The following is a 22138-nucleotide window of genomic DNA, read 5'->3' on the forward strand; positions in this document are numbered from 1 at the left end:
CCGGCGTTGCCGGCGAATCGGCGCATGCGACATGCCTGAACATGGCCAGGCAGTGTGTCCGCTTCGCCGGCAACGCCGGCTCCTACAGGGCTGCGTTGTGTTCCGGCAAGTCGATCAGGAACCGCGTCCACCCCTGCGCCGATTCGGCACTGATCACCCCACCGTGCGCCTGCACGATCGAACGGGTGATCGCCAGCCCCAGCCCCGCGTGTTCGCTGCTGCCTTCCCGGCGTGCCGGGTCGGCCCGGTAGAACCGGTCGAACAGCCGCGGCAATAGCGCTGCATCGATCGGCGCCCCGCGATTGGCAACCACCAGGCGAACCCTGCCATCACCCTGCGCAATCTCGACCCGTATCTCGCCCTGTGCCGGGGTAAAGCGCAGCGCGTTGTCCAGCAGGTTGGACAGGGCCCGTCGCAGCATGTTGCGGTCTCCCGTCAGCTCGGCCAGCCCTTCGCGGCTCAGGCTGATCTGTGCATCCTCGGCCAATGGCGCGTAGTACTCGATCAAGGCATCGGCCTCCTGGTCCAGCGCCAGAGGCTCGCGATTGGGCATCAGCAGGCCGTGGTCGGCCTTGGCCAGGTACAGCATGTCGTTGACCAGTTGCGCCATCCATTGCAGTTCCTCGAGGTTGCCGTGCAATGCCTCGCGATACTCCTCCAGGCTGCGCGGGCGGGTGAGGGTGACCTGGGTGTGGGTCAGCAGGTTGGACAGCGGCGTGCGCAGCTCGTGGGCAATGTCGGCCGAGAAGGCCGACAGGCGCTGGAAGGCATCGTCCAGACGTTCGAGCATGGCATTCATGGTGCCGGCCAGTTGCGCCAGCTCTGGCGGCATCTGGGCCTGGGGCAGGCGTGTGGTCAGCGAACGCGCCGAAACGCCGGCTGCCACCTCGCCCATCCGGCGCAGCGGACGCAAGCCACGGCGCACGGCCCAGGCACCGAGCAGCGCGGTGGCCAGCGCCGAAAGGCCCATCGTCAGCCAGATCAGGCGCTGCATGCGTTGCAGAAAGTGCTGGTGGTGGGTGATATCCAGAAACAGAGTGAGCCGGCTGCCGCCTTCAAGCACCACGCACAGGCTGCGAAAATCCATGCCCTCGCTGCGCAGGGTGCTCAGGCCCGGTATGTCGGGTGCGTCAGGCAGGCCGGGGCGGCTGGCAAACCACTGCGCCCCGTCGCTGCCACGAATGCGCAGTGCAAGGTCGGCCTGGTGGCTCAGTTCGCCGCGCAGCAGCGGTAGCCGCGCTGCCAGGCTCGGGCGGTCGTGCACGCCAACGAGCGCCTGGCGCAGTACCGACAGGCGACTGTCGAGCAACTGCTGATCGAGCTCGATGAAGTGCGCCTCGCTTGCCCGGCTGAACAGAAGCCCCGCCGCCAGTGACACCGCCGCCGTGCAGGCGGCGAACAACAGCGCCAGGCGTGCGCCCAGGGACAATCTGCGCATCACGCCGGGCGCTCCTCGAGCACGTAGCCCATGCCTCGCACGGTGTGGATCAGCTTGTTGTCGTGGCCATCGTCGACCTTCAGACGCAGGCGCCGGATCGCCACTTCGATCACGTTGGTGTCGCTGTCGAAGTTCATGTCCCACACCTGCGAGGCGATCAGCGATTTGGGCAGCACCTCGCCCTGGCGGCGCAGCAGCAGTTCGAGAAGGGCGAACTCCTTGGCGGTGAGGTCGATGCGTGCCCCGGCGCGTTCCACCCGGCGGCGAATCAGGTCCAGGCGCAGGTCGGCCAGGTTCAGGGTGGTTTCCTGGGGCGGGCTGGCGCCGCGGCGCAGCAGGGTGCGGACCCGCGCCAGCAGTTCGGAGAACGCAAAGGGTTTGATCAGGTAGTCGTCGGCGCCCAGTTCCAGGCCATGCACGCGGTCCTCTACCGCATCGCGGGCCGTGAGGAACAGCACCGGGGTGTCGAAGCCGGCCTCGCGCACGGCCTGCAGAATCTGCCAGCCGTCACGCCCGGGGAGCATCACGTCGAGAATCAGCAGGTCGTAGTCGCCGCTCAGGGCCAGGTGCTGACCGGTATCGCCGTCGGTGGCCAGTTCGGTGCTGAAGCCGGCTTCGTTGAGGCCCTGGCGCAGGTAGAGGCCGGTCTTGGGCTGGTCTTCGACGATCAACAGTTTCATGGGCTTCTCGGCAGCGTTGGGGGCTGGGTTTATACCCTGTGGCAGGGTGCGCGGGGCAAAGCTGACAAAGTTGTAATGTTTTCGTCAGGTGGTTGCCAGCGGCAGTTTTCTACAGTGCGGGGCATGAGCTTGCACATGATAGAGGATGCACGATGAAACGCTTGATGATCGCGAGCGCCCTGGCGCTGTGGAGCCTGCCGCTGCTGGCGGCACCCGGGCACGAGTACGCCTTCGGCAAGCCGGCTGCGGCGGCGCAGGCCACGCGCACGGTGGAGGTCGTGATGGGCGACATGTACTTCGAGCCGCGCGCGCTGCAGGTCAAGGCCGGCGAAACGGTGCGTTTCGTGCTGGTGAACAACGGCCAGGTGCCCCACGAGTTCAACCTGGGGGATGCGGCCATGCACGCCCGGCACCAGCAGGAGATGCTCGCCATGCAGGGGCAGATGGATCATTCGGCAATGGGACATGGCGGCATGAATCATGGCGGTGATGATCATGGTGCGATGGGTAGCGGCGGCATGCAGCATGACGACCCGAACATGGTGATGGTGGCGCCGGGCAAGCGCGCCGAACTGACCTGGACCTTCAGCCAGAGCACGCCGATCGAGTTCGCCTGCAACGTGCCGGGGCATTACCAGGCCGGCATGGTGGGCAAGCTGACTATCGCCAAATGACCAATGCAGCGCGCAAACCCGATAAACTAGACCAATTTCGTCCTTCAGGTTTGAGCCATGCATCCCGCCGCCGAACATTCGCCACTGGGCAAGTCCAGTGAATACATCAGCACCTACACGCCGTCGCTGCTGTTCCCCATCCCGCGTGCAGCCAAATGGGCCGAGCTTGGGGTCACCGCGCAAACGTTGCCGTGGTCGGGTGTGGATTACTGGAACTGCTTCGAGCTGTCCTGGCTGCTGCCTTCGGGCAAGCCGGTGGTGGCCATCGGCGAGTTCGCCATCCCGGCCGATTCGCCGGCCATCATCGAGTCCAAGTCGTTCAAGCTGTACCTGAACTCGCTGAACCAGACCGAGTTCGCCTCGGCGCAGGCGGTGCAGGCCTGCCTGGTCAAGGACCTGTCTGCGGCAGCCGGCAAGCCGGTAGGGGTGCGTATCCGCAGCCTGGCCGAGGTTCAGCGCGAGGGTGTGATGGCGCTGCCGGGCACCTGCATCGATGACCTGGAGGTCAGCATCAGCAACTACGAGCAGCCGCAACCGGAGCTGCTGCGCTGCGATGCCGAGCGTGTGGTGGAAGAGACCCTGCACAGCCATCTGCTCAAATCCAACTGCCCGGTGACCGGGCAGCCGGACTGGGGCAGCGTGACTGTCCATTACCGTGGCGCGGCGCTGGACCATGCCAGCCTGCTGACCTACCTGATCAGCTTTCGTCAGCATGCCGACTTCCACGAGCAATGCGTGGAACGTATCTACCTGGACCTCAAGCGCCTGCTCAACCCCGAAACCCTCACGGTGTATGCGCGCTACGTGCGCCGGGGCGGGCTGGACATCAACCCGTACCGCAGCACCGGGCCGGTCACCCTGAAGAACCTGCGCCTGGTTCGCCAGTAACGAAAAAGCCCCGTCCAGTGTGACGGGGCTTTCGTTTTTGCCGCAGGGTTCAGATGCCCATGCTTTGCAGGCTCTGAACGATGTTGCGCAGGGTGGCGGTCAGGCCCGGGTGCTCGACTTCGAAACGTTCGACGGCGAGGTTGACGCCGTCGACCAGGTTGTTGTCCGGGGTTACGGCCTCCAGTTCGATTTTCGCTTGGATCTGCGCCATCAGTTCGTGCAGCTCGACACGCTCCTGTTCCGAGAGCGGTGGGTTTTGCTCCAGTTGCTCGCGCAGGGCGTCGAGTTGCGCTTGAAGTTCGCGGGCAGGCATGGGTGTTCTCCCTCTATGAATAGGCTCAGACATGGACCCCGCGCGCGGGCGAAAGGTCCGTGCCTCGCTGTTCAGGTTAATCCACCCGGCGCCGCTTTGCATGACCCTGATCAATGTGCCTGTATCAGGGTTTTTCGCCCTTGAGGCGGCGCAGGCCGATATCGGCCAGGCAATCGGCCAGTTGTTCCAGCTGGTCGATCACCGAATGCACCCCCAGCCCGAACAGGTGAACGGTAGCCTTGCCTCGCTTGAGTTCGCGCTCGCGTTCCTCCAGTGCCTGCCAGGTAGCCTCGTCCAGCCCGCACAGCGAGCCGCACGAGGCCAGGCCCACGGTCCACAGCCCGGCGTTGAGCCCGGCCTGCAGCAGGCGCGGCTCGCCGCTGACCAGCACGCAGCCATCGAGCCGGTCGGCCTTGAGCTGCATCAGGGCGTGCCAGCAGGCATCCGGCGCGGGCCAGGGCGCGTGGCCGGTGGTATCCGGTCGGCGCACCCAGGCGGGCAGCGCCTGGCTCAGGTGCTGGCCCAGGGCAGCCGGCAGTTCGTCGAGCCAGGCACAGGGCACGCCGTGTTCCCGCAGCCAGTGAAGGGCGGGCAGGGCGCCTGGCGTAGGCCTGGCCGGTGCGTTGCCGGGCGCCTGGCATCGTGCGCCGAAGTCGACCAGGCAGCCGCGCAGGCCGAAAAGCACGGCGGTGAAGGCGGGGGAATGGGGCATGGCAACGTCCCTGAAATAACCAGCAAGGCTAACGTCGGGGTGTGACCGTGGCGTGACGCTTTGATGACCTTCAGGCGGCTTTCACAAAATATCGACGCAGGTTGGAGGAAGCTGCCTAATCTGCCAGAGAGGCTTTATACTTGTTTCCTTTTGGCTGTCGACGGCCTGATGCCGGCGCAGTGCAATGTTTGCCTAGGAGAAATTTTATGCGTGGGATCGGTGCTGGCGTGATCGATCGTATGACCCGTGCCTGTGTCTGCGCGAGCCTGCTGCTGGCGCCGGTACTGGCCCAGGCGGCGACCGAGGAAGACCCGTGGGAGAGCATCAACCGGCCGATCTTCCGGTTCAACGACACGATCGATACCTACGCGCTCAAGCCGCTGGCCCAGGGCTACCAGTGGGTGACGCCGCAGTTTCTCGAGGACGGCATCCACAACATGTTCCGCAACCTCGGTGACTTGACCAACCTTGCCAACAACGTGTTGCAGCTCAAGCCCCACGCAGCCGGCGTCGATACCGCGCGGTTGATCGTCAACACCACCTTCGGCCTGGCCGGCTTCTTCGATGTGGGTACCAAGATGGGCCTGCAGCGCAGCGACGAGGACTTCGGCCAGACCCTCGGCTACTGGGGTGTAGGCAGTGGCCCGTACGTGATGCTGCCGCTGCTTGGGCCGAGCACCGTGCGCGATGCGATCGCCAAGTACCCGGACACCTACACCGAACCCTACCGCTACATGGACCATGTGCCCACCCGCAACACCGCAATCGCGGTGGACGTGGTGGACACCCGTGCCAGCCTGCTGTCAGCCGAGAAGATGATCCGTGGCGACAAGTACAGCTTCATCCGCAACGCCTACCTGCAGAACCGCGAGTTCAAGGTCAAGGACGGGGATGTAAAAGACGATTTCTGATCGTGATGCATGAAAAAGGCGGCCATGGCCGCCTTTTTCATGCCTGCTGTTCAGCTCATCGCAAGGATCTTGAGGCCCAGCTTCTGCTGGCCCTGGGGCTGATCGGCAATCCACACCACTTGCGTTGTGGCGTGCAGGCCCTTGAGTGAAGGGTGGTCCGAATCGATGCTGACGCTGAGGTTGTCTCCAACCTGAAAGGTTTTCGCTGCCTGTACCTGCATGCCGCTGCTCGAGAGGTCCAGGCACACCGCCGCAATCACTTGCTCGGCATGTATCAGAGTAACGTCGGTATCTACCCGCATCCTGATGAAATCACGCTTCTCGCTATAGTCGGCGTGGTTCTGGCTCATGCCTGCATCCTTCCATTGGGTTGCGATAGAAGGGGTTTTTATAACTCCCGGTGATTTGTGCTGTAAAGAGCACAGGCGACCATCGGTGCATGCTTGAAACCCCCGGCGGATGGGAGTACCGTCTGCGCCTTACAGGGCACCTCTGACATTTGCCGGGCAGGCCTTTTGTCCTACACCTGAAATGCAAGAGTGGCTAGAAGTGAATCCAGTAAGCGGGCCTCGTTTTGCCTGGCCGCCTACCCCAACCTATTTCTGGCGCCGTTTGCCCACATGCAGAAAAACAGTGCAACGCTGCTGATAATCGATGATGACGATGTAGTGCGTGCGAGCCTCGCCGCCTACCTGGAAGACAGCGGCTTCAGCGTCCTGCAGGCAAGCAACGGCCAGCAGGGTCTCCAGGTCTTCGAGCAGGAACAGCCTGATCTGGTGATCTGCGATCTGCGCATGCCGCAAATGGGCGGCCTGGAGCTGATTCGCCAGGTTACCGAGCGTGCCCCCGACCTGCCGGTGATCGTGGTGTCGGGCGCGGGCGTGATGAACGATGCCGTCGAAGCGTTGCGCCTGGGTGCTGCCGACTACCTGATCAAGCCCCTGGAAGACCTGGCAGTGCTGGAGCACTCGGTTCGCCGGGCGTTGGATCGGGCGCATCTGGTACTGGAAAACCAGCGTTACCGCGACAAGCTCGAAACCGCCAACCGTGAGCTGGAGGCCAGCCTGCACCTGCTGCAGGAAGACCAGACTGCCGGGCGCCAGGTGCAGATGAACATGCTGCCGGAGAACCCGTGGAAGGCCGGAGACCTGCGTTTCGAACACCAGATCATTCCGTCTCTGTACCTGTCTGGCGATTTCACCGATTACTTTCGTGTCGACGAGCGACGCGTGGCGTTCTACCTGGCCGACGTGTCCGGCCATGGTGCCTCCTCGGCGTTCGTGACTGTGCTGCTCAAGTTCATGACCACGCGCCTGCTGTTCGAATTCAAGCGCGCCGGCACCTTGCCCGAGTTCAAGCCGTCCGAGGTGCTCGGGCATATCAACCGCGGCCTGATCAATTGCAGGCTGGGCAAGCACGTGACCATGGTGGGCGGCGTGATCGACGAGCACACCGGGCTGATGACCTACAGCATCGGCGGCCATCTGCCGTTGCCGGTGCTGTACACCCCGGACGACACCCGCTACCTGGAAGGGCGCGGCCTGCCGGTGGGGTTGTTCGACGAGGCCACCTACCAGGATCACGTTCTGGAGTTGCCGCCGCAGTTCAGCCTCACATTGCTGTCTGATGGCATTCTGGACCTTTTGCCTGGCGACACGCTCAAAGATAAGGAGGCTGCCTTGCCTGAAATCATCAAGGCAGCAGGTGGCAGCCTGGATGGGCTGCGCCAACGATTCGAATTGGCTACGCTTGGGGAGATGCCGGATGATATCGCCCTAATGGTGTTGAGCAGGAACCTTCAATGAGTACTGGAAGAATCCAGTTTGCCGAGCAGAATGGCACCTTTGTTCTGAAGTTCGTCGGTGAAGTGCGTCTGACCCTGTGTTCGGCGCTGGATGCAACGATTGAAAAGATCTTCACGGCGCTGAATTTCTCGGCGATCGTCATCGATCTTACCGAAACCAACAGTATCGACAGCACCACTCTGGGCCTGCTGGCCAAGTTGTCGATCCTGTCGCGGCAGAAGGTCGGCCTGCTGCCCACGGTGGTGACTACCCATGCCGATATCACCCGGCTTCTGCAGTCGATGGGCTTCGATCAGGTGTTCAACATCGTCGATCGTCCAATCCCGTGCCCTGAGTGCCTGACCGATCTGCCGTCCCAGGACCAGAACGAAGAGGTAGTGCGCGCCAAGGTGCTGGAAGCGCACAAGATCCTCATGGGCCTGAACGACTCCAACCGCGAAGCCTTCCACGACCTGGTCAACGCCCTGGAGCGGACCTGATCGATCCTGGCGCCCTGTAGCGGGCGCCGAACTCACCTTTTCATTCAGCCTCGCGGGGAAACTCCGTGGGCGGCGCGCCGTTGGCGTTGAGCTGGAAGATGCGCTCGGGCTGCCCCTGCGCGTTGAAGAACACCTGGCCCAGCCCGGCGCTGTTCCACAGGCGCTCGCCGGCCTTGCTGTGCGCGGGTGTACGCGGCACCACCTGCATCAGGCGGCGCTTGGTGAACCAGTTCAACGGTGATCGTGGGGCGTAGAGCCAGCGATTGAGTCGGTCGAACACATCGAGCAGTCGGCGCGGGAATTCGTTCTTGATGCCGCTGCTGGTGATCTGCCACAGGTGCGGGGCGCCGCGTTTGTGACGAATCATTACCTCGTACACGAAGGAATAGTGCACGTCGCCCGAGAGGATCACGTAATGCCCTGGCGTGCGCGAGTGACGGAAGATATTCAGAATCACCTGCGCCGCTCCCCGGTGCGCCATCCAGTTCTCGGCGTCCACCAGCAGCGGATAGCCGCACCAGCTGAACACGCGCTGGATGGTTTCGATCAGCTTCACGCCAAACAGCGGGGCGGGGGAGACGATGATGGCCGAGGGGTGGTCCAGCAAGGCCTGCTGCAGTTCGCACAGCGCTTCCCAGTCCAGCAGCCCGGAGGGCTTTTGCAGCTTGCTCTCGCTACGCCAGCGACGTGTGCGGGTATCAAGTACCAGCAGCGCAGGCTGGGTGGGCAGCACGAAGTGCCACTCCTGAAAGCGCAGCAGCTGTTTGATCAGGCCATCTTGCGCAGCGCGGTCGAAATAGCCGTCGTCATCGGCGCTGTGGCTCAGGGCCTGGCAGCTTTGCAGCAGCTCGCCAAACACGTCCGGGTTGTTGCCCCAGCCCTGGCAGAGCATGTAGCCGATCAGCGCGTTGCCGATGATGCGCCGCGAGAAGGCGTGCCCGTAGGCGGTTTCTTCCCATTGGGCCGAGAGGTTCCAGTCGTCGGTGATGTCGTGGTCATCGAAGATCATCAGGCTGGGCAGGTGCGCCAGTACCCGCGCCACGCCATCCAGCCCTTCGACGAAGCCCTTCAGGCAGTGCTGTTCGCGCTGGTAGCGGGCCTGGCGCTGGGTGGTCAGGCCTGATGGCATGGGGGTGTCGACCAAGGTCCAGGGCACAGGCGACCAGACCAGCAGGTACATGGCCATGATCTCGGCCAGGGTTACCAGGTGGTTGTCGGCGTTGCTGCTGGTGAAGATGGGTTTGCGCGTGCCGCCGAAAAAGCGCTCGCGCAGGGTTTCGTTGCTCTCCAGGGCTGGCAGCAGGTCAGCACGGTGATAGTAGCTGGCCGGGTGGCGGTACAGCTCGGCGCTGTTCTGCACCACGGCGCCTTCCAGGTGCTCGTGGTACAGGCCCAGCCGCTCGATCAGCCCGTGGATGGCCCGCAGCATGGGGCCGGCCACATCGTCGGCGTACACCTGGTCACCGCTCATCATCAGCAGCGCCGGGCGCTCGGCGGGTGCGTGGGGCGCGGCCAGCAGGCGGTCGGCGCACAACAGGCCATCGGCGGCGGGGTGGTGCGGCTTGCGGCACGAGCCATGCAACAACTGGTCGAGGCGCTCGCGTATCACGAAGTTGGGCAGGCGGGCGCCTTCATACAGCAGGTGTGGGGCCCAGGTGGCGATGCCCTGGCCGCCGATCAGCACGTCGTAGTCGATCTGCACGTCGGTGGGCAGTGGGGTGTGCAGCTGGATATCGAGCAGGTGCACGAAGGCGTGCTGGCCGATGGGGATGACCTGACAGCTCAGGGTGTATTCGGTGGAGTGTTGCAGGTGCAGTTCGGGCTGCAACGGCTGTGAGCCGATCAGCCACAGGACCATGCGCGCAGGCTCCAGGCGGCGCAGCAACGGGCCGGCCAGTACCAGGGGCAGCGGGGTGTTTTCGGGCATTGATTACTCGAAGATGGATGGGTGCGCCTTCGGCGCTTCGCCGGCAATGCCGGCTCCTACAGTATCGTGCAGCCCTGTAGGAGTCGGCGTTGCCGGCGAAGAGGTCTGCAAGATCCAGCGTGCAAAACCGCTAATGCTCCGCCTTCACACCTTGCCTGGCAAACCGTATTTGTATCAGGCCTTTGCAGCCAACAACGCCTCGAGTTTCTCCTGATCCCGCGCAAACTGGCGGATGCCCTCGGCGAGTTTCTCGGTGGCCATGGCATCTTCGTTGGAGAGCCAGCGGAACTGGCTTTCGTCGAGTGTCAGGCGTGGCTCGCCAGCCTTGCCCGGGGTGAGCTTGCGCGCCAGGGTGCCCTGGTCATCGCTGAGCTGCTGCAGCAACTCAGGGCTGATGGTCAGGCGGTCGCAGCCGGCCAACTGCTCGATCTGGCCGATGTTGCGGAAGCTGGCGCCCATGACCACGGTGTCGTAGCCGTTGGCCTTGTAGTAATCGTAAATACGCGTGACCGACTTCACGCCCGGGTCTTCGGCCCCGACATACTCCTTGCCGGTCGATTTCTTGTACCAGTCGTAGATACGGCCCACGAACGGCGAAATCAGGAACACCCCGGCATCGGCACAGGCAGCCGCCTGGGCGAAGGAAAACAGCAGGGTCAGGTTGGTCTGGATGCCTTCCTTTTCCAGTACCTCGGCGGCGCGGATGCCCTCCCAGGTGGAGGCCAGCTTGATCAGCACGCGGTCGCGGCCGATGCCGGCCTTGTCGTACAACTCGATCAATTGGCGCGCCTTGGACAGCAGGGCAGGTTGGTCGAAGGACAGTCGGGCGTCCACTTCCGTGGAAATACGGCCCGGGATCACCTTGAGAATTCCGCTGCCCACCGATACCGCGAATGCATCGCAGGCAAGGCCCAGGTCGCCCTTGCTGTGCTTGAGCGCGTCATCGAGCAGCTCGGCATAGCCGGGCATGGCGGCGGCCTTGAGCAACAGGGACGGGTTGGTGGTGGCGTCGACCGGCTTGAGCCGGCTGATCGCATCGATATCGCCGGTGTCGGCGACGACCGTGGTGAACTGCTTGAGTTGTTCCAGCTTGGAAGTCATGAGCGTGCTCTGTCCTGTGCGGTTGGACGACATTACCCGAGCGCTGCCGGCCGCTCAAGGGCTGTGCGGCAGGCTATCGGGGGAGGGTAACGATTGGAGTGTCCAGCCGCGCGCAGGTTCCTAGCGTCCTTCCAGCAGCAGCCCCGCCTGGTCGAGCAGGCCCAGGGGGTCGGAGCTCTTGTGGATGTCCACCGACAGCAGCTGGCGGAACTTGCGAGCGCCGGGGAAGCCCTGGCCCAGGCCGAGGATATGCCGGGTGACATGGTGCATGGCGCCGCCGTTCTGCAGGTGCTGGGCGATGTACGGGCGCAGCCTGGCCAGCGCTTCGCTGCGGCTGATCACCGGGGCGTCGCTGCCGAACAGCTGCTGGTCGACTTCGGCCAGTACATAAGGGTTGTGGTACGCCTCGCGGCCGAGCATCACGCCGTCGAAGGTCTGCAGGTGCTGCTGGCATTCGGCGAGGGTCTTGATGCCGCCATTGAGAATGAACTCCAGGTCCGGGAAGTCGGCCTTGAGCTGCGCGGCAACGTCATAGCGCAGTGGCGGGATCTCGCGGTTCTCCTTGGGCGAGAGGCCCTCGAGGATGGCGATGCGCGCGTGTACGGTGAAGCTGCGGCAGCCTGCGTCGCGTACCCGGCCGACGAAGTCGCAGAGCTCGGCGTAGCTGTCGCGGCCATTGATGCCGATGCGGTGCTTGACCGTGACCGGGATCTGCACTGCGTCGAGCATGGCCTTGACACAATCGCCCACCAACCCCGGATGGCCCATCAGGCAGGCGCCGATCATGTTGTTCTGCACGCGGTCGCTGGGGCAGCCGACGTTGAGGTTCACTTCGTTGTAGCCGGCGTTTTGCGCGAGTACGGCGCAGGCGGCCAAGTCCGCCGGCACGCTGCCACCCAGTTGCAGGGCCAGCGGGTACTCGGCTTCGTCATGGCGCAGAAAACGCTCGGCGTCGCCATGCAGCAGGGCGCCGGTGGTGACCATTTCGGTGTAGAGCAAGGCATTGCGCGACAGCAGGCGCAGGAAGAAGCGGCAGTGGCGGTCGGTCCAGTCCATCATGGGTGCAACGCTGAACCGGCGGGACGGCTCGGGCCGCGTATCTACAGGAGTTGTAACAGGTTCTGAGAGCATGTTCGTCTACGTGTGGTGCAGCCAATTCGGGGTGTTTCGGGCGATGGGCGTTCTGCGCTGACACCGCGTCACACCGGCCAGCCCCAAAAACACAAGTGCGCCAGTTTACCAAGAGTCTGCAACCTTCGCCTGCAAGCCCGTCATGCCGGCGCCCAAACGGCCGTGGGCGGGCTAGTCTGTTGCTGTCCCCTGCGCAATGTTCGGCCCACCCCCGCAGGTGAATCGAGGCGCGGCCATGAAGCCTGTCAGGAAAATCGGATTGCGCCGCAGCCTGCGACGGCTTGGGCCCGGGTTGATCACCGGCGCTGCCGACGACGATCCGAGCGGTATCGCCACCTATTCGCAAGCCGGCGCACAGTTTGGCTTCTCCATGCTGTGGACCGTGGTGCTGACCCTGCCCCTGATGATCGCGATTCAACTGGTGAGTGCACGCATCGGCTACATCACCCGTCGCGGCCTGGCCGCCACTATCAAGCACCACGGGCCAGCAGGTGCCTAGCTCGCCCACTTCGAGCCGCGAATCACCGCACAGAAATTCCCGGGCTTGAAGGCGGGGTCCTTGTCGGCCAGCACATCCGCCTTGACGTTGCCGAAGGTGGTCTGCGGCTTGTGGCGGATGCCGTCGTAGAAGGCCTGGATGATGTCTTCCTTGAAATGCTCGCCCCGCGGGTGGGCGCTGACGATGGCTTCGCGCTCGGCAGCGCCGTACTGGCCGTGGGTCAGCCCCAGCACGTCCATCTCGACCCCTGCCGTCACCAGCGCCACCACCGGGTGCATGTGCTCGGGTATGCCTGGGGTGGTGTGCAGAGCGATGGCGGTCCATACCGTATCGATGTCCTGCTGGGCGATGCCGTGGCCGCACAGGAAGTCGCGTGCGGCATTGGCGCCATCCACTTCGAAACGCTCGCAGGCGCTGCTGTGCTGATGGGTCAGGCCCATGTCGTGGAACATGCAGCCGCAGTACAGCAGCTCGGCGTCGAACTTCAGGCCGCGCTTCTGGCCCGCCAGGGCGGCGAAGTAGAACACGCGGCTGGAATGGTGGAACAGCAGGGGCGAGGCCGTATCGCGTACCACCTCGGTGATTTCGCGGGCGAGCTGGCTGTCGGGGATCTTGATGCCGTGGATGTCGAGTGTCATGGGGCAGGCTCCGAGTTGCGGTTCGCCTCCATTGTCAGGCTCGACACTGCTGTCCTCAAATGGCGTGATACGCCATATACTGCCATTTCACGTGGAATCACGACGCCTTGAGGTTCGCCCTTCGCCATGACCAGAACCATTGCCGTACTCGCGCTGCCCGGTGTTCAACTGCTCGATGTGTCGGGCCCGCTGGATGTGTTCGCCCAGGCCAATGTCGAGGCGGGTCGGCAGGTCTACACGTTGCAGGTGGTGGCGTGCGAGCCAGGGCCCATTCACAGCTCGTCCGGTGCGCGGCTGTTGCCCGACCTGGTGGCAGGTGAGCCCGGGCAGTGCTTCGACACCTTGCTGGTGGCCGGGGCGCCGGATGCGGCGCGGATGCAACTGAACAACACGCTGCTGGCCTGGATCCGCGATTGCGCGGGCCAGTCGCGCCGCTTCGGCTCGGTGTGCACCGGCGCCTTCGCGCTGGCGGCCAGCGGGTTGCTGGATGGGCGGCGGGTGACCACACACTGGGCCGCGGCACAGGCCCTGGCACAGCGTTACCCGAGCCTGAGCGTGGAAGAGGACGCGCTGTATGTGCGCGACGGCAAGCTGCGCACAGCCGCCGGGGTCACTGCCGGGCTGGACCTGGCGCTGATGCTGGTGGAGGAAGACCTGGGCCGTGAAATCGCGCTGCGGGTAGCGGCGCAACTGGTGATGTTCTTCAAGCGCCCGGGCGGGCAGTTGCAGTTCAGCCGCAAGGGCGAGGCGCAGCCAGCCGGGCGTTCGGTGTTGCAGCAAGTGCAGCGCTGGGTGGCCGCCAACCCGCAGCTGGCGCTGACAGTCGAGGCATTGGCCGAACATGCCGGCCTCAGCCCCCGGCATTTTGCCCGGCTGTTTCATGCCGAGGTGGGGGTCACCCCCGCGGCCTGGGTGGAGTCGGCGCGGGTGGCCGCTGCACGCGCCCTGCTGGAGGCCGGTGGTGATGCGCCCAAGCAGGTCGCCGCCAAATGCGGCTTCGCCAACGCCGACACCCTGCGCCGGGCGTTCTTCAAGCACGTGGGGGTGACACCTGCCGAGTACCGCAAGCGTTACGGGCACGGCGGGGCGTAGCAACGCTCAGTCGTGCTCCTGGCCCAGGTAGAGCAGCTCGCTTTCGAACAGGTTCTCCAGCATCTCACGCGTCAGCGGCTCCACCATCGAGCCCGCATGGTGGGTGATGCGCAGGCTGGCGCCGGCCTGCTCCAGCGCATCGATGATTGCCAGCAGCGTTTGCTGCTGCGTCACCGTGCCTTGCTCGCTGGGCACCTCCAGGGCGAAGTCCGTGGTATCGAACAGCACGACCGGCATTTGCGTGCCCACCTTGCGCATCAGCTCGCCGATGCTGTCGGCAGACCACTGGCGCAGCAGCTTGACGATCCCTGGCTTGTGGTCGGCGGCGGTGACGGCGATGGCGTATCGGGACATGGGGGCTCGCTTGAGTCGTGCAATAAAGGGCCGGCAAGGTGAATGCAAATAATGGCAAAAAGCCTTGAACCGATGACGGGTGCGGCGGTCCGACCTCAGGCCTGCTACCCTGTGGCCTTCACATTTCTCGTTTTGCCATAGGAACAGCGGGGCTATCAGATCACTGCACGTCGAAGCGTGCCAGCAATTCAAGGAGCTATTTCGTGGGAAGAACCCCCTCCAACGACACACCCGGGCATTCTCAGCCGCCGACCGTCGACGGCATTCCAGCTCCCAGCGGTGAAGTAAACCTGATCGATACCGACTACGTCGTCGGCCAGGACAATTTCAAGGGCGAGTTTTCCTTCTCGCTAGATATCCACGGCAAGGTGTTCCTCATCTCTGCCGCCACCATCTTCCTGTTCGTCATCCTCACCCTGGCCTTGCAGAACGAAGTCGAGCCGGTGTTCAGCGCCATGCGCAGCTGGTTGACCGCCAACCTGGCGTGGTTCTTCATGAGCACCGCGAACATCTTCGTACTGCTGTGCCTGGGCCTGATCGTCTCGCCGTTGGGCAAGGTGCGCCTGGGCGGGCGCGAAGCGGTGCCGGACCATTCCTATGTGGGCTGGTTCTCGATGCTGTTCGCCGCCGGCATGGGTATCGGCCTGATGTTCTATGGCGTGGCCGAACCGATGTCGCACTTCTCGGCCGCCATGGGCGGGGTCACCCTCGACGCCAACGGCGTGCGTACCGACTGGGCGCCGCTGGGCGGTGCAGGCGGTGATGCCAAGGTGGCGGCCGACATGGCGATGGCGGCCACCATCTACCACTGGGGCCTGCACCCGTGGGCGATCTACGCGATCGTTGCGTTGTCGCTGGCGCTGTTCACCTACAACAAGGGCTTGCCGCTGTCGATCCGCTCGGTGTTCTACCCGTTGCTGGGTGAGCGCGTGTGGGGCTGGCCGGGGCATGTGATCGATATCCTGGCGGTGTTCGCCACGCTGTTCGGCCTGGCCACTTCCCTCGGGATCGGTGCCGAGCAGGCGGCAGCCGGGCTCGAATACCTGTTCGCGATCCCCTCGACCAATGTCAGCAAGGTGCTGCTGATCATCGGCATCAGCATCATCGCACTGGGCTCGGTGCTGGCCGGCATGGACAAGGGCGTGAAGATGCTGTCCCAGGTGAACATGGGCCTGGCGTTGCTGCTGCTGGTGTTCATCATCGTGGTCGGGCCGACCCTGGCGATCTTCACCGGCTTCTTCAGAAACCTCACGGCCTACATCGAGTACCTGCCGGCGTTGTCCAACCCGGTGGGGCGCGAGGATGCCGAGTTCACCCAGGGCTGGACTGCCTTCTACTGGGCCTGGTGGATCAGCTGGTCGCCGTTCGTGGGCATGTTCATCGCCCGTGTCAGCCGTGGCCGCACGGTGCGCGAGTTTCTCATCGCCGTGTTGCTGGTGCCCTCGCTGGTATCGGTACTGTGGATGACCACTTTCGGCGGCACCGCCATCGATCAGACCGTGAACCAGCACTTTGCCGGCGTGACCGATGCGGTGCTGGAGCTCAAGCTGTTCGCGATGCTCAGCGGCCTGCCGCTCAAGGAGATCACCTCGTTCATCGGCATCGTGCTGGTGGCGGTGTTCTTCATCACCTCGTCCGACTCCGGCTCGCTGGTGATCGATACCATCACCGCCGGTGGCAAGGTGGATGCACCGGTGCCGCAGCGGGTGTTCTGGGCGGTGATGCAGGGCGTGATCGCGATTGCGCTTTTGCTCGGTGGCGGCTTGATTGCGCTGCAGGCGATGGCGGTGTCGACCGGCCTGCCGTTCGCCATCGTGTTGCTGCTCGGCTGTGTGTCGCTGGTCAAGGGACTGATGTCGGAGCCGCGCGGTTAAAGCCCGCCCGGCGCAGCAACTTTATTGTGGGGGCGTAGCAGCCGGCCTTGCCGGCGATGGCGTGCATGGCGCCCCTGGCCCGGCGTAGCCGGGCATCGCCAGCAAGGCTGGCTTCTGCACAAAGCCAGTTTGCTGGCGTTCAATCCCACAGCCGCCCGATTTCCATTCCCGCTTCGAACCGATGTGCCACCTGGGCCTGCAACAGCTCGGCCGTGGCCAACGCATCGGTCAGGGCATGGTGCGCGTGATACGGCGGCAGGTGATAGCGCGCGCGGCTGTCGGCCAGGCGTATCGAGGCTGGCGGCCGGCGCAGCAGGCGGTCCCGCCAACTGCGTTTGCCACGGTGCAGCAGTGCTTCCAGCTGCATGGTGTCGATCACCGGAAACTCCAACCCCTCACCCAGGTGCCGTCGCACCGCATTGTCGAGAAACCCGCGTTCCAGGTTGCGGTAATGCACCACCATCACATGCCCGGCCATGGCTCCCAGCAACGCGTTGAGCACATGGGGCAGGGTGGGCGCATGGCGGATGTCGCTGTGGGTGATGTGGTGGAAGGTCACCGACTCGTCGCTCAGTTCGGTGCGCGGTTTCACCACCCAGTAGCGCGCCTCGGCGCAGCGGATGCGCTGCAGGGTGAAGGGCATCAGGCCAATGCTGACAATGGCATCCTTCTGCGCATCCAGCCCGGTGGTTTCCACATCCAGCGCCAGCAACGGCACCTGCTCCAGGGGAGTGCCAGCCGGCACCACGCCGGCGGCATAGAAGTTCTTCAGCAGCGGGTTGCGCGCCTGGGCTGCCAATGCCTGAAAGCGCGTTGCCCAGTCGATACGGTCGATACCACGCGGCTTCATCGCGAGTGCCGCACGATGCCAGGGTAGCGAAAGCGCAGGAACTTCTGCGCATGGCTCAGCACCTGGAACGCTTCCTTGAGGTTGTGTCGCTCGCTGCTGGAGAAGCGCTCGGGCTCGATGTAGTTGTCCGGCTGCTGGCCGTTTTCGAGGGCGTCCACCTGGTGCCGAATGCGCACCATCGACAGGAACTCCAGCGCATAACGCAGGTGCTCGATGGCCGCCGGCTGCATCAGCTTGGTGGCGCTGATGGCTTCCAGGCGCTCGACCGAGTTCTGCGCGGTACTGGCGCAGGCCAGGGCATGTACGCGAATCAGGTCGGTGAGCGGTGCGGTGCCGCGGCCCTTGAGGTTGATGATCTGTTTCTGGCGGCCGTCGGTTTCCATCACGAAGGTCCGGAAGAACCCCAGCGGCGGCGTACGGTTCAGTGCATTGCGCGCCATGGCGGTAAGAAAGGCGGGGCTGGCGCTGGACTTCTGCGCGCACAGGGTCTTGAGGGTTTCCACCAGTTCCAGCTGGCCATACACCCCGTCGAGGTCGAAGAAGATGCTGCTGTTGAGCAGGGTGGCCGCGTTGGGTTTGTCGATCCACTGGGTGAAGTAGCCCTTCCATACCCGCAGCGGCTGGCGCCACTGGTCGTTGGTGGCCATGATCCCGCCCTTGCAGTAGCTGTAGCCGCACGCGGCCAGGCCGTCGCTGACGAAGGTGGCGAGTTTGAGGAAGTAGGCGTCGTGCTGCACCGGGTCGAAGCTGTCGTCCAGCACCAGGGCGTTGTCCTGGTCGGTGACCAGCAACTGTTCGTCCCGCGCCATCGAGCCCAGCGCCATGAAGCAGTACGGCACGGGCGGCGGGCCCAGGTCGCGTTCGGCCAGTTCCAGCAGGCGCTGGGTGAAGGCGCGCCCGATGCCGGAAATCGCGCTGCCGATCATGTGCGCGGTGGCGCCATCGCGCACCATGCGCACATAGGTGCCGCGCAGGTCGCGCAGCAGCGAGCGCAGGCCGGCCACGCTGTTCTGGTTGGAGATGCTGTTGACCAGGTGCAGGCTGCTCTGGGACTCGTGGCGGATGATGTCCGACAGGTTGATCAGCCCCAGCGTGCGGCCCTTGTGCACCACCGGCAGGTGGTGGATGTTGCGCCGCAGCATGCACAGCATGGCTTCGAACACCGAGTCGTTGGCCTGGATCACCACCGGATCGCTCGACATCACCGTGCTGATGGGCAGGCTGCTGCTGAGGTCGGCGGCCAGCACGCGGGTGCGCAGATCCCGGTCGGTGACCAGCCCCAGCAGTTTGTCGGGGGCATCCGGTACCGGTTCGACCACTGCCACGCACGACACGCTTTCGGCGGCCATCAGGCGCGCCGCGTCCAGAATCGAAGTGTCCTGGCTCACCCACACCAGGCTGCGCGAGAGCAGGGTGCGTGCCTTGAGCTGGATCAGCTCGCTGGCGCGGCCCTGGCCTTCGACAGCGGACTTGAGGCGCGAATGCCCTTCGGCCTCGACGAACTCGGCAAAGCTGTCGTGCTGCTCGCACAGTTCGGCAAACAGGTCTGCCGGAATGAAGTAGATCAGGCTGTCTTCCAGCGCCTTGGCCGGAAAGCGCACCTTGTTGCTGCGCAGCAACCCGGCCTGGCCGAAGATGTCGCCTTCGCCCAGGCGGTTGTAGAGCTCGCCGTTGCGCCGGTAGATCTCCACCGCACCGCTGCGCACGTAGTGCAGGTCCTGGATGCTGGCGCCTGCTTCCAGGATGGTGCTGCCGGCCTTGAAATAGCTCACCTGGATACGTGGCGCAATGCCGTTGAGGGTTTCTTCGGGCAGGGCGTCGAAAGGGGCGAAACGGTGGAGGTGATCGCGAACCTCCAGAAGCTCGATCTGCATGCAACCTCGCTGAATGTGGGCGTGAAGTGGACCGGGGCTCAGGGCCGCATCAACGGCTCGACGCCGATCCAGGATTTTTTCGGGTGGTGGCACAGTTGCAGTGGCGCCACAGTAACCGACTGCCCGTCGATTTCCAACGTGCCCAGGTTGATCGTCCACTTGGTGTCGGCGTTGAAGTCCGGGGTGTTGAACGCGACGTAGACCGAGCCATAGCGGCTGTTGTTGGTGAGCTTGGGAATGCGCCGGTGCACCTCGTCACTGTTGATGTCGAACGGCGAGGGGCGCACGTAGTCCTTGCCCGAAAGCGGGAAGTCGTTGTTCAGCGCGCCCAGGTAAAGGTCCGGGCGGGCCGCCAGGCGCTGGCCATTCTCGAAGGTCAGGTAGGCCTTGCGGCTGTCGTACAGCATGGGGATGGGCGCTTCGCCCGACCCTGCCTTGAGAGGCTGCTGGCGATTCTTGTTGAAGCCGATCACCTGCACGTAGAACTCGCGCTGTGGCGAGCCATGGGGCACGCTGAAGTAACCCTGCGTGTAGGGTCGATCTCTCCACATCAGCGCATGGTCGTAGAGGTAGGTGTACAGGTAGAAGGTCTTGACCCCGTGCGCGGTCGGCACCTCGAACACCTGGCGCGACTCGCACAGGTCGGCATAGGCCGGGCGCTCTCGCGGGTAGGGCACGCAGGCGACGAGCAGGGCGCTCAGGGCCAGGGCAAGTGGAAAACGGTGGAACAGAACGTGCAACATGCCGGGCCTCCCTGGCTCGATAGCGCTGCGCAAGCAGTCAACGTGTAGTGTCGACGCCCTGTACTTGTCGAGGTTTTATCAGGCTTTGCGCCGGAATTCCGAACATTTCGTGCAACCGCCATATCATCGGCAGTGTCAGCGCTCTCGTTCCATTGAGTACTTCGTAGACCCGGTTCTTCCGGCCGATTGCCGGTACCAGGTCGGCGGCGCTCAGGCCGGACTGCTCCATTCTGAAGCGAATAGCCTCGATGGGGTCGGGCAGGTCGAGCGGAAACTGCTTGGTCTCATACGCCTCTATCAGCGTGACCATGACATCGAAGTAATCACCTTCGGGCGTGCCGGGTTCCGGCTCGTTGTCGAACAGCTCGGACACTGCGTTCAACGCGGCCTTGTAGTCCTGCTCGGTATGAATTGGGTGAATGTTCACAGGATCACTCCATCTCAACGGTGTCGGCGTCAATGCCATCGTATTGTTCGTGAGTACCGACAAACTTGATGTAGATGGCTTCGAAGCGATAGGCCACGGCAGCCACGATCCGATAGTCATTGCCTTTGATATTGAACACCACTCTGCGACTTTTGAGGATGCTGGCATTGCCGAACTGCGCCTTGATATCCGCAGGCGTGGACCATCTTGCCTGCCTGGCTTCGTCAATCCATGAGAGCAAGGGTTGCTTGGATGCAGGATGCTTCTCGGAAAATGCTTTCAGGTGACTGATGGCAATGATTCTCATAAGGCCCCATTCTGGTCCCAAGGTGGGACTTTTTCAAGCGCGACTTCCAGTTGTTCGTCGCTTGATGACGTCAGACGTTGCCCTCTGGACCACGAGCAACGCCTGAGTGTTATCGGCGAATGGCCAATGTTCAATTACCAGAGTGCAACGGTGTACGACAGGATCAGCCGGTTCTCGTCCAGGTCGTTGCCGAAATGCGTGGAGCGTACCGTGGCGTTGCGCCACTTCACGCCGACGTTTTTCAGTGGGCCGCTTTGCACCACGTAGCCGATATCGGTGTCGCGCTCCCACTCCTTGCCATCGGGCCGCCCCGCACCCAGGTCGATGCCGTCGCCGCGCAGGTAGCGGGTCATGAAGGTCAGCCCCGGCAGGCCCACGCTGGCGAAGTTGAAGTCGTAGCGGGCCTGCCACGAGGTTTCGTCCTTGTTGGCGAAGTCGCCGATCTGCACGAAGTTCACCAGGTAGGCATCGGCGCCGTTGAGGTAGGCAAAGCCGGTGTCGCCGCGCATGCGCTGGTAGCCCACACCGAAGGCGTGGCCCTGTATGCCATAGGTGAACATCGCCCCCAGCGCCTTGTTGTCGACGTTGCTGGCGCCGTCATCGCTGGAGCGGGCGAACCGGATATCGCTTTTGAGCGACTGCCCCTCGCCCAGCGCCCAGGTGTGGTTCAGGCCCACGAAGTGCTGGCGGTAGAGGTTGTCGAGCGCACCGTAGCTGTAGCTGGTAGTCAGGCTGTCGGTCCACTTGTAGCTAAGGCTGGCGAAGTCGAAGCGATCGCTGTCGCTGCGCCGGGCCACGATGTTTTTTGCCGCGCCCGTGGTCACGCCCATGTCCTCGTAGTCGGTGGAGTCGCGCTGGTTGACCTGGCGCAGCCGGCCGATGTCGAGGTTCAGGTTCTCCAGCTCCTGCACGTTCAGCTGCCCGCCGGAAAAGGTCTGCGGCAACAGGCGCGAGTCGTTGGGCATCAGCACCGGCAGCCTGGGTATCAGGGTGCCGACCTTCAACACGCTGTGACTGGCGCGCACCTTGGCGGTCAGGCCCAGCTCGCTGTATTCGCCCTGGGCACGGCGCGGTGCCTCGCGGTCACGCTGCAGCAGGCCGCTACCACTGCGTTCGGGGCTGGAATCGAGCTTGAGCCCGAGCAGGCCTATGGCGTCCACCCCAACGCCCAGGGTGCCCTCGGTAAAGCCGGACTCGTAGCGCAGCACAAAGCCCTGGGCCCATTCCTCGGCCTTGGACTGCGGGGCCTCGTGCTGGCGAAAGTCGCGGTTGAAGTAGAAGTTGCGCAGTTCCACGCTGGCCTTGCTGTCATCGACAAAGGCCGCGTTGGCCGTGCTGCAAACGCCGGCGAGTGTTGCCGTGGCCAGCAGGCCAAGGCTGAACGGTGGGAAAGTGCGGTGCATGGTAAATCCTCTTTTTTG

Annotated in this window: 24 protein-coding genes; 8 read left to right on the forward strand and 16 right to left on the reverse strand. The window is 63.9% G+C overall.

Annotation, left to right across the window (positions count from 1 at the left end):
- Positions 1-82 precede the first annotated feature (82 nt).
- Entirely contained in the window at positions 83-1441 is a 1359-nt protein-coding gene (locus DN388_RS07790) for a heavy metal sensor histidine kinase (RefSeq protein ID WP_236176613.1), read from the reverse strand.
- Positions 1438-2118 carry a heavy metal response regulator transcription factor gene (locus DN388_RS07795; protein ID WP_043864549.1) on the reverse strand — a complete coding sequence of 227 codons (681 nt, stop codon included), beginning with the start codon at positions 2116-2118 and terminating at the stop codon, positions 1438-1440. The genes DN388_RS07790 and DN388_RS07795 overlap by 4 nt, the downstream gene beginning before the upstream one ends.
- A gap of 152 nt (positions 2119-2270) precedes the next feature.
- Between DN388_RS07795 and DN388_RS07800 the strand changes: the two genes are divergently transcribed.
- Together DN388_RS07800 and queF are read left to right on the forward strand one after the other, a co-directional pair.
- Complete coding sequence (locus DN388_RS07800) at positions 2271-2792, forward strand: plastocyanin/azurin family copper-binding protein (RefSeq protein ID WP_043864548.1); 522 nt, start codon at positions 2271-2273, stop codon at positions 2790-2792.
- 57 nt (positions 2793-2849) lie between these two features.
- Complete coding sequence (queF, locus tag DN388_RS07805) at positions 2850-3680, forward strand: NADPH-dependent 7-cyano-7-deazaguanine reductase QueF (protein WP_054916181.1); 831 nt, start codon at positions 2850-2852, stop codon at positions 3678-3680.
- A gap of 49 nt (positions 3681-3729) precedes the next feature.
- Here queF and DN388_RS07810 read toward each other — a convergent pair whose 3' ends face one another.
- Both DN388_RS07810 and DN388_RS07815 read right to left on the reverse strand, forming a co-directional pair.
- Positions 3730-3993, reverse strand: coding sequence for a DUF4404 family protein (locus DN388_RS07810; protein ID WP_043864546.1), 264 nt, complete (start codon positions 3991-3993; stop codon positions 3730-3732).
- 124 nt (positions 3994-4117) lie between these two features.
- A complete protein-coding gene (locus DN388_RS07815; RefSeq protein ID WP_054916180.1) occupies positions 4118-4705 on the reverse strand; it encodes a hypothetical protein in 588 nt (195 codons plus the stop codon).
- A gap of 206 nt (positions 4706-4911) precedes the next feature.
- Here DN388_RS07815 and DN388_RS07820 point away from each other — a divergent pair, with 206 nt between their 5' ends.
- The gene (locus DN388_RS07820; protein ID WP_123752345.1) at positions 4912-5616 is read left to right on the forward strand and encodes a VacJ family lipoprotein; all 705 of its coding nucleotides are present in this window, start codon (positions 4912-4914) and stop codon (positions 5614-5616) included.
- 50 nt (positions 5617-5666) lie between these two features.
- On the opposite strand, the gene DN388_RS07825 is transcribed toward DN388_RS07820, so the two are convergent.
- Complete coding sequence (locus tag DN388_RS07825; protein WP_043864543.1) at positions 5667-5966, reverse strand: PilZ domain-containing protein; 300 nt, start codon at positions 5964-5966, stop codon at positions 5667-5669.
- 270 nt (positions 5967-6236) lie between these two features.
- On the opposite strand from DN388_RS07825, the gene rssB reads away from it, so the two are divergent.
- Both rssB and rssC read left to right on the forward strand, forming a co-directional pair.
- A complete protein-coding gene (gene rssB, locus DN388_RS07830; protein WP_043864542.1) occupies positions 6237-7421 on the forward strand; it encodes a two-component system response regulator RssB in 1185 nt (394 codons plus the stop codon).
- Positions 7418-7900: an anti-sigma factor antagonist RssC gene (gene rssC, locus DN388_RS07835; protein WP_043864541.1), complete on the forward strand. Its 483-nt coding sequence runs from the start codon at positions 7418-7420 to the stop codon at positions 7898-7900. The genes rssB and rssC overlap by 4 nt, the downstream gene beginning before the upstream one ends.
- A gap of 40 nt (positions 7901-7940) precedes the next feature.
- Here rssC and DN388_RS07840 read toward each other — a convergent pair whose 3' ends face one another.
- The 3 genes from DN388_RS07840 to dusA all read right to left on the reverse strand — a co-directional run bounded on the left by DN388_RS07840 (position 7941) and on the right by dusA (position 12059).
- Positions 7941-9827: an alkaline phosphatase D family protein gene (locus DN388_RS07840; protein ID WP_254998427.1), complete on the reverse strand. Its 1887-nt coding sequence runs from the start codon at positions 9825-9827 to the stop codon at positions 7941-7943.
- A 174-nt stretch (positions 9828-10001) separates the two neighbouring features.
- Complete coding sequence (gene tal / locus DN388_RS07845; RefSeq protein WP_043864539.1) at positions 10002-10928, reverse strand: transaldolase; 927 nt, start codon at positions 10926-10928, stop codon at positions 10002-10004.
- A 120-nt stretch (positions 10929-11048) separates the two neighbouring features.
- Positions 11049-12059, reverse strand: a complete 1011-nt coding sequence (gene dusA / locus DN388_RS07850) for a tRNA dihydrouridine(20/20a) synthase DusA (RefSeq protein ID WP_254998432.1) — start codon at positions 12057-12059, stop codon at positions 11049-11051.
- Between the two features lie 259 nt (positions 12060-12318).
- On the opposite strand from dusA, the gene DN388_RS07855 reads away from it, so the two are divergent.
- On the forward strand, positions 12319-12558 hold the full coding sequence (locus tag DN388_RS07855) for a divalent metal cation transporter (RefSeq protein WP_254998434.1): 240 nt from the start codon (positions 12319-12321) through the stop codon (positions 12556-12558).
- On the opposite strand, the gene DN388_RS07860 is transcribed toward DN388_RS07855, so the two are convergent.
- Entirely contained in the window at positions 12555-13196 is a 642-nt protein-coding gene (locus tag DN388_RS07860) for an HD domain-containing protein (protein ID WP_043864536.1), read from the reverse strand. The two genes, DN388_RS07855 and DN388_RS07860, sit on opposite strands and share 4 nt — an antisense overlap.
- 126 nt (positions 13197-13322) lie before the next feature.
- On the opposite strand from DN388_RS07860, the gene DN388_RS07865 reads away from it, so the two are divergent.
- Entirely contained in the window at positions 13323-14288 is a 966-nt protein-coding gene (locus tag DN388_RS07865; protein ID WP_054915308.1) for a GlxA family transcriptional regulator, read from the forward strand.
- 6 nt (positions 14289-14294) lie between these two features.
- Here DN388_RS07865 and DN388_RS07870 read toward each other — a convergent pair whose 3' ends face one another.
- Positions 14295-14642 carry a hypothetical protein gene (locus DN388_RS07870; RefSeq protein WP_254998440.1) on the reverse strand — a complete coding sequence of 116 codons (348 nt, stop codon included), beginning with the start codon at positions 14640-14642 and terminating at the stop codon, positions 14295-14297.
- A gap of 203 nt (positions 14643-14845) precedes the next feature.
- Here DN388_RS07870 and DN388_RS07875 point away from each other — a divergent pair, with 203 nt between their 5' ends.
- On the forward strand, positions 14846-16516 hold the full coding sequence (locus DN388_RS07875; RefSeq protein ID WP_054915306.1) for a BCCT family transporter: 1671 nt from the start codon (positions 14846-14848) through the stop codon (positions 16514-16516).
- Positions 16517-16655: 139 nt separating this feature from the next.
- Here the strand turns inward: DN388_RS07875 and DN388_RS07880 are convergent, their stop codons facing one another.
- The 6 genes from DN388_RS07880 to DN388_RS07905 all read right to left on the reverse strand — a co-directional run bounded on the left by DN388_RS07880 (position 16656) and on the right by DN388_RS07905 (position 22120).
- Entirely contained in the window at positions 16656-17366 is a 711-nt protein-coding gene (locus DN388_RS07880; RefSeq protein ID WP_043864532.1) for a 3'-5' exonuclease, read from the reverse strand.
- The gene (locus tag DN388_RS07885; protein ID WP_043864531.1) at positions 17363-19240 is read right to left on the reverse strand and encodes a DUF294 nucleotidyltransferase-like domain-containing protein; all 1878 of its coding nucleotides are present in this window, start codon (positions 19238-19240) and stop codon (positions 17363-17365) included. Before DN388_RS07885 ends, DN388_RS07880 begins: the two co-directional genes overlap by 4 nt.
- Before the next feature lie 38 nt (positions 19241-19278).
- A complete protein-coding gene (locus DN388_RS07890) occupies positions 19279-19983 on the reverse strand; it encodes a hypothetical protein (protein WP_254998457.1) in 705 nt (234 codons plus the stop codon).
- 37 nt (positions 19984-20020) lie between these two features.
- Positions 20021-20410, reverse strand: a complete 390-nt coding sequence (locus DN388_RS07895) for a type II toxin-antitoxin system HigA family antitoxin (protein ID WP_043864529.1) — start codon at positions 20408-20410, stop codon at positions 20021-20023.
- Positions 20411-20414: 4 nt separating this feature from the next.
- Complete coding sequence (locus DN388_RS07900) at positions 20415-20717, reverse strand: type II toxin-antitoxin system HigB family toxin (protein WP_054915303.1); 303 nt, start codon at positions 20715-20717, stop codon at positions 20415-20417.
- 134 nt (positions 20718-20851) lie between these two features.
- On the reverse strand, positions 20852-22120 hold the full coding sequence (locus tag DN388_RS07905) for an OprD family porin (RefSeq protein WP_054915302.1): 1269 nt from the start codon (positions 22118-22120) through the stop codon (positions 20852-20854).
- Positions 22121-22138 lie beyond the last annotated feature (18 nt).

Origin of the sequence: Pseudomonas sp. S12(2018), assembly GCF_024355235.1 — a bacterium.
In the GTDB taxonomy this organism is placed as follows: Bacteria; Pseudomonadota; Gammaproteobacteria; order Pseudomonadales; family Pseudomonadaceae; genus Aquipseudomonas; species Aquipseudomonas palmensis.

What these genes read in the sequence shown, in the direction of transcription:
- DN388_RS07905 (WP_054915302.1), bottom strand. Translation starts at nt 22,120, where the DNA reads ATGCACCGCACTTTCCCACCGTTCAGCCTTGGCCTGCTGGCCACGGCA.
- DN388_RS07800 (WP_043864548.1), top strand. Translation starts at nt 2,271, where the DNA reads ATGAAACGCTTGATGATCGCGAGCGCCCTGGCGCTGTGGAGCCTGCCG.
- DN388_RS07795 (WP_043864549.1), bottom strand. Translation starts at nt 2,118, where the DNA reads ATGAAACTGTTGATCGTCGAAGACCAGCCCAAGACCGGCCTCTACCTG.
- rssC (WP_043864541.1), top strand. Translation starts at nt 7,418, where the DNA reads ATGAGTACTGGAAGAATCCAGTTTGCCGAGCAGAATGGCACCTTTGTT.
- dusA (WP_254998432.1), bottom strand. Translation starts at nt 12,059, where the DNA reads ATGCTCTCAGAACCTGTTACAACTCCTGTAGATACGCGGCCCGAGCCG.
- DN388_RS07890 (WP_254998457.1), bottom strand. Translation starts at nt 19,983, where the DNA reads ATGTTGCACGTTCTGTTCCACCGTTTTCCACTTGCCCTGGCCCTGAGC.
- rssB (WP_043864542.1), top strand. Translation starts at nt 6,237, where the DNA reads ATGCAGAAAAACAGTGCAACGCTGCTGATAATCGATGATGACGATGTA.
- queF (WP_054916181.1), top strand. Translation starts at nt 2,850, where the DNA reads ATGCATCCCGCCGCCGAACATTCGCCACTGGGCAAGTCCAGTGAATAC.
- DN388_RS07820 (WP_123752345.1), top strand. Translation starts at nt 4,912, where the DNA reads ATGCGTGGGATCGGTGCTGGCGTGATCGATCGTATGACCCGTGCCTGT.
- tal (WP_043864539.1), bottom strand. Translation starts at nt 10,928, where the DNA reads ATGACTTCCAAGCTGGAACAACTCAAGCAGTTCACCACGGTCGTCGCC.
- DN388_RS07840 (WP_254998427.1), bottom strand. Translation starts at nt 9,827, where the DNA reads ATGCCCGAAAACACCCCGCTGCCCCTGGTACTGGCCGGCCCGTTGCTG.
- DN388_RS07825 (WP_043864543.1), bottom strand. Translation starts at nt 5,966, where the DNA reads ATGAGCCAGAACCACGCCGACTATAGCGAGAAGCGTGATTTCATCAGG.
- DN388_RS07870 (WP_254998440.1), bottom strand. Translation starts at nt 14,642, where the DNA reads ATGTCCCGATACGCCATCGCCGTCACCGCCGCCGACCACAAGCCAGGG.
- DN388_RS07885 (WP_043864531.1), bottom strand. Translation starts at nt 19,240, where the DNA reads ATGCAGATCGAGCTTCTGGAGGTTCGCGATCACCTCCACCGTTTCGCC.
- DN388_RS07860 (WP_043864536.1), bottom strand. Translation starts at nt 13,196, where the DNA reads ATGACACTCGACATCCACGGCATCAAGATCCCCGACAGCCAGCTCGCC.
- DN388_RS07815 (WP_054916180.1), bottom strand. Translation starts at nt 4,705, where the DNA reads ATGCCCCATTCCCCCGCCTTCACCGCCGTGCTTTTCGGCCTGCGCGGC.
- DN388_RS07900 (WP_054915303.1), bottom strand. Translation starts at nt 20,717, where the DNA reads ATGAGAATCATTGCCATCAGTCACCTGAAAGCATTTTCCGAGAAGCAT.
- DN388_RS07810 (WP_043864546.1), bottom strand. Translation starts at nt 3,993, where the DNA reads ATGCCTGCCCGCGAACTTCAAGCGCAACTCGACGCCCTGCGCGAGCAA.
- DN388_RS07880 (WP_043864532.1), bottom strand. Translation starts at nt 17,366, where the DNA reads ATGAAGCCGCGTGGTATCGACCGTATCGACTGGGCAACGCGCTTTCAG.
- DN388_RS07865 (WP_054915308.1), top strand. Translation starts at nt 13,323, where the DNA reads ATGACCAGAACCATTGCCGTACTCGCGCTGCCCGGTGTTCAACTGCTC.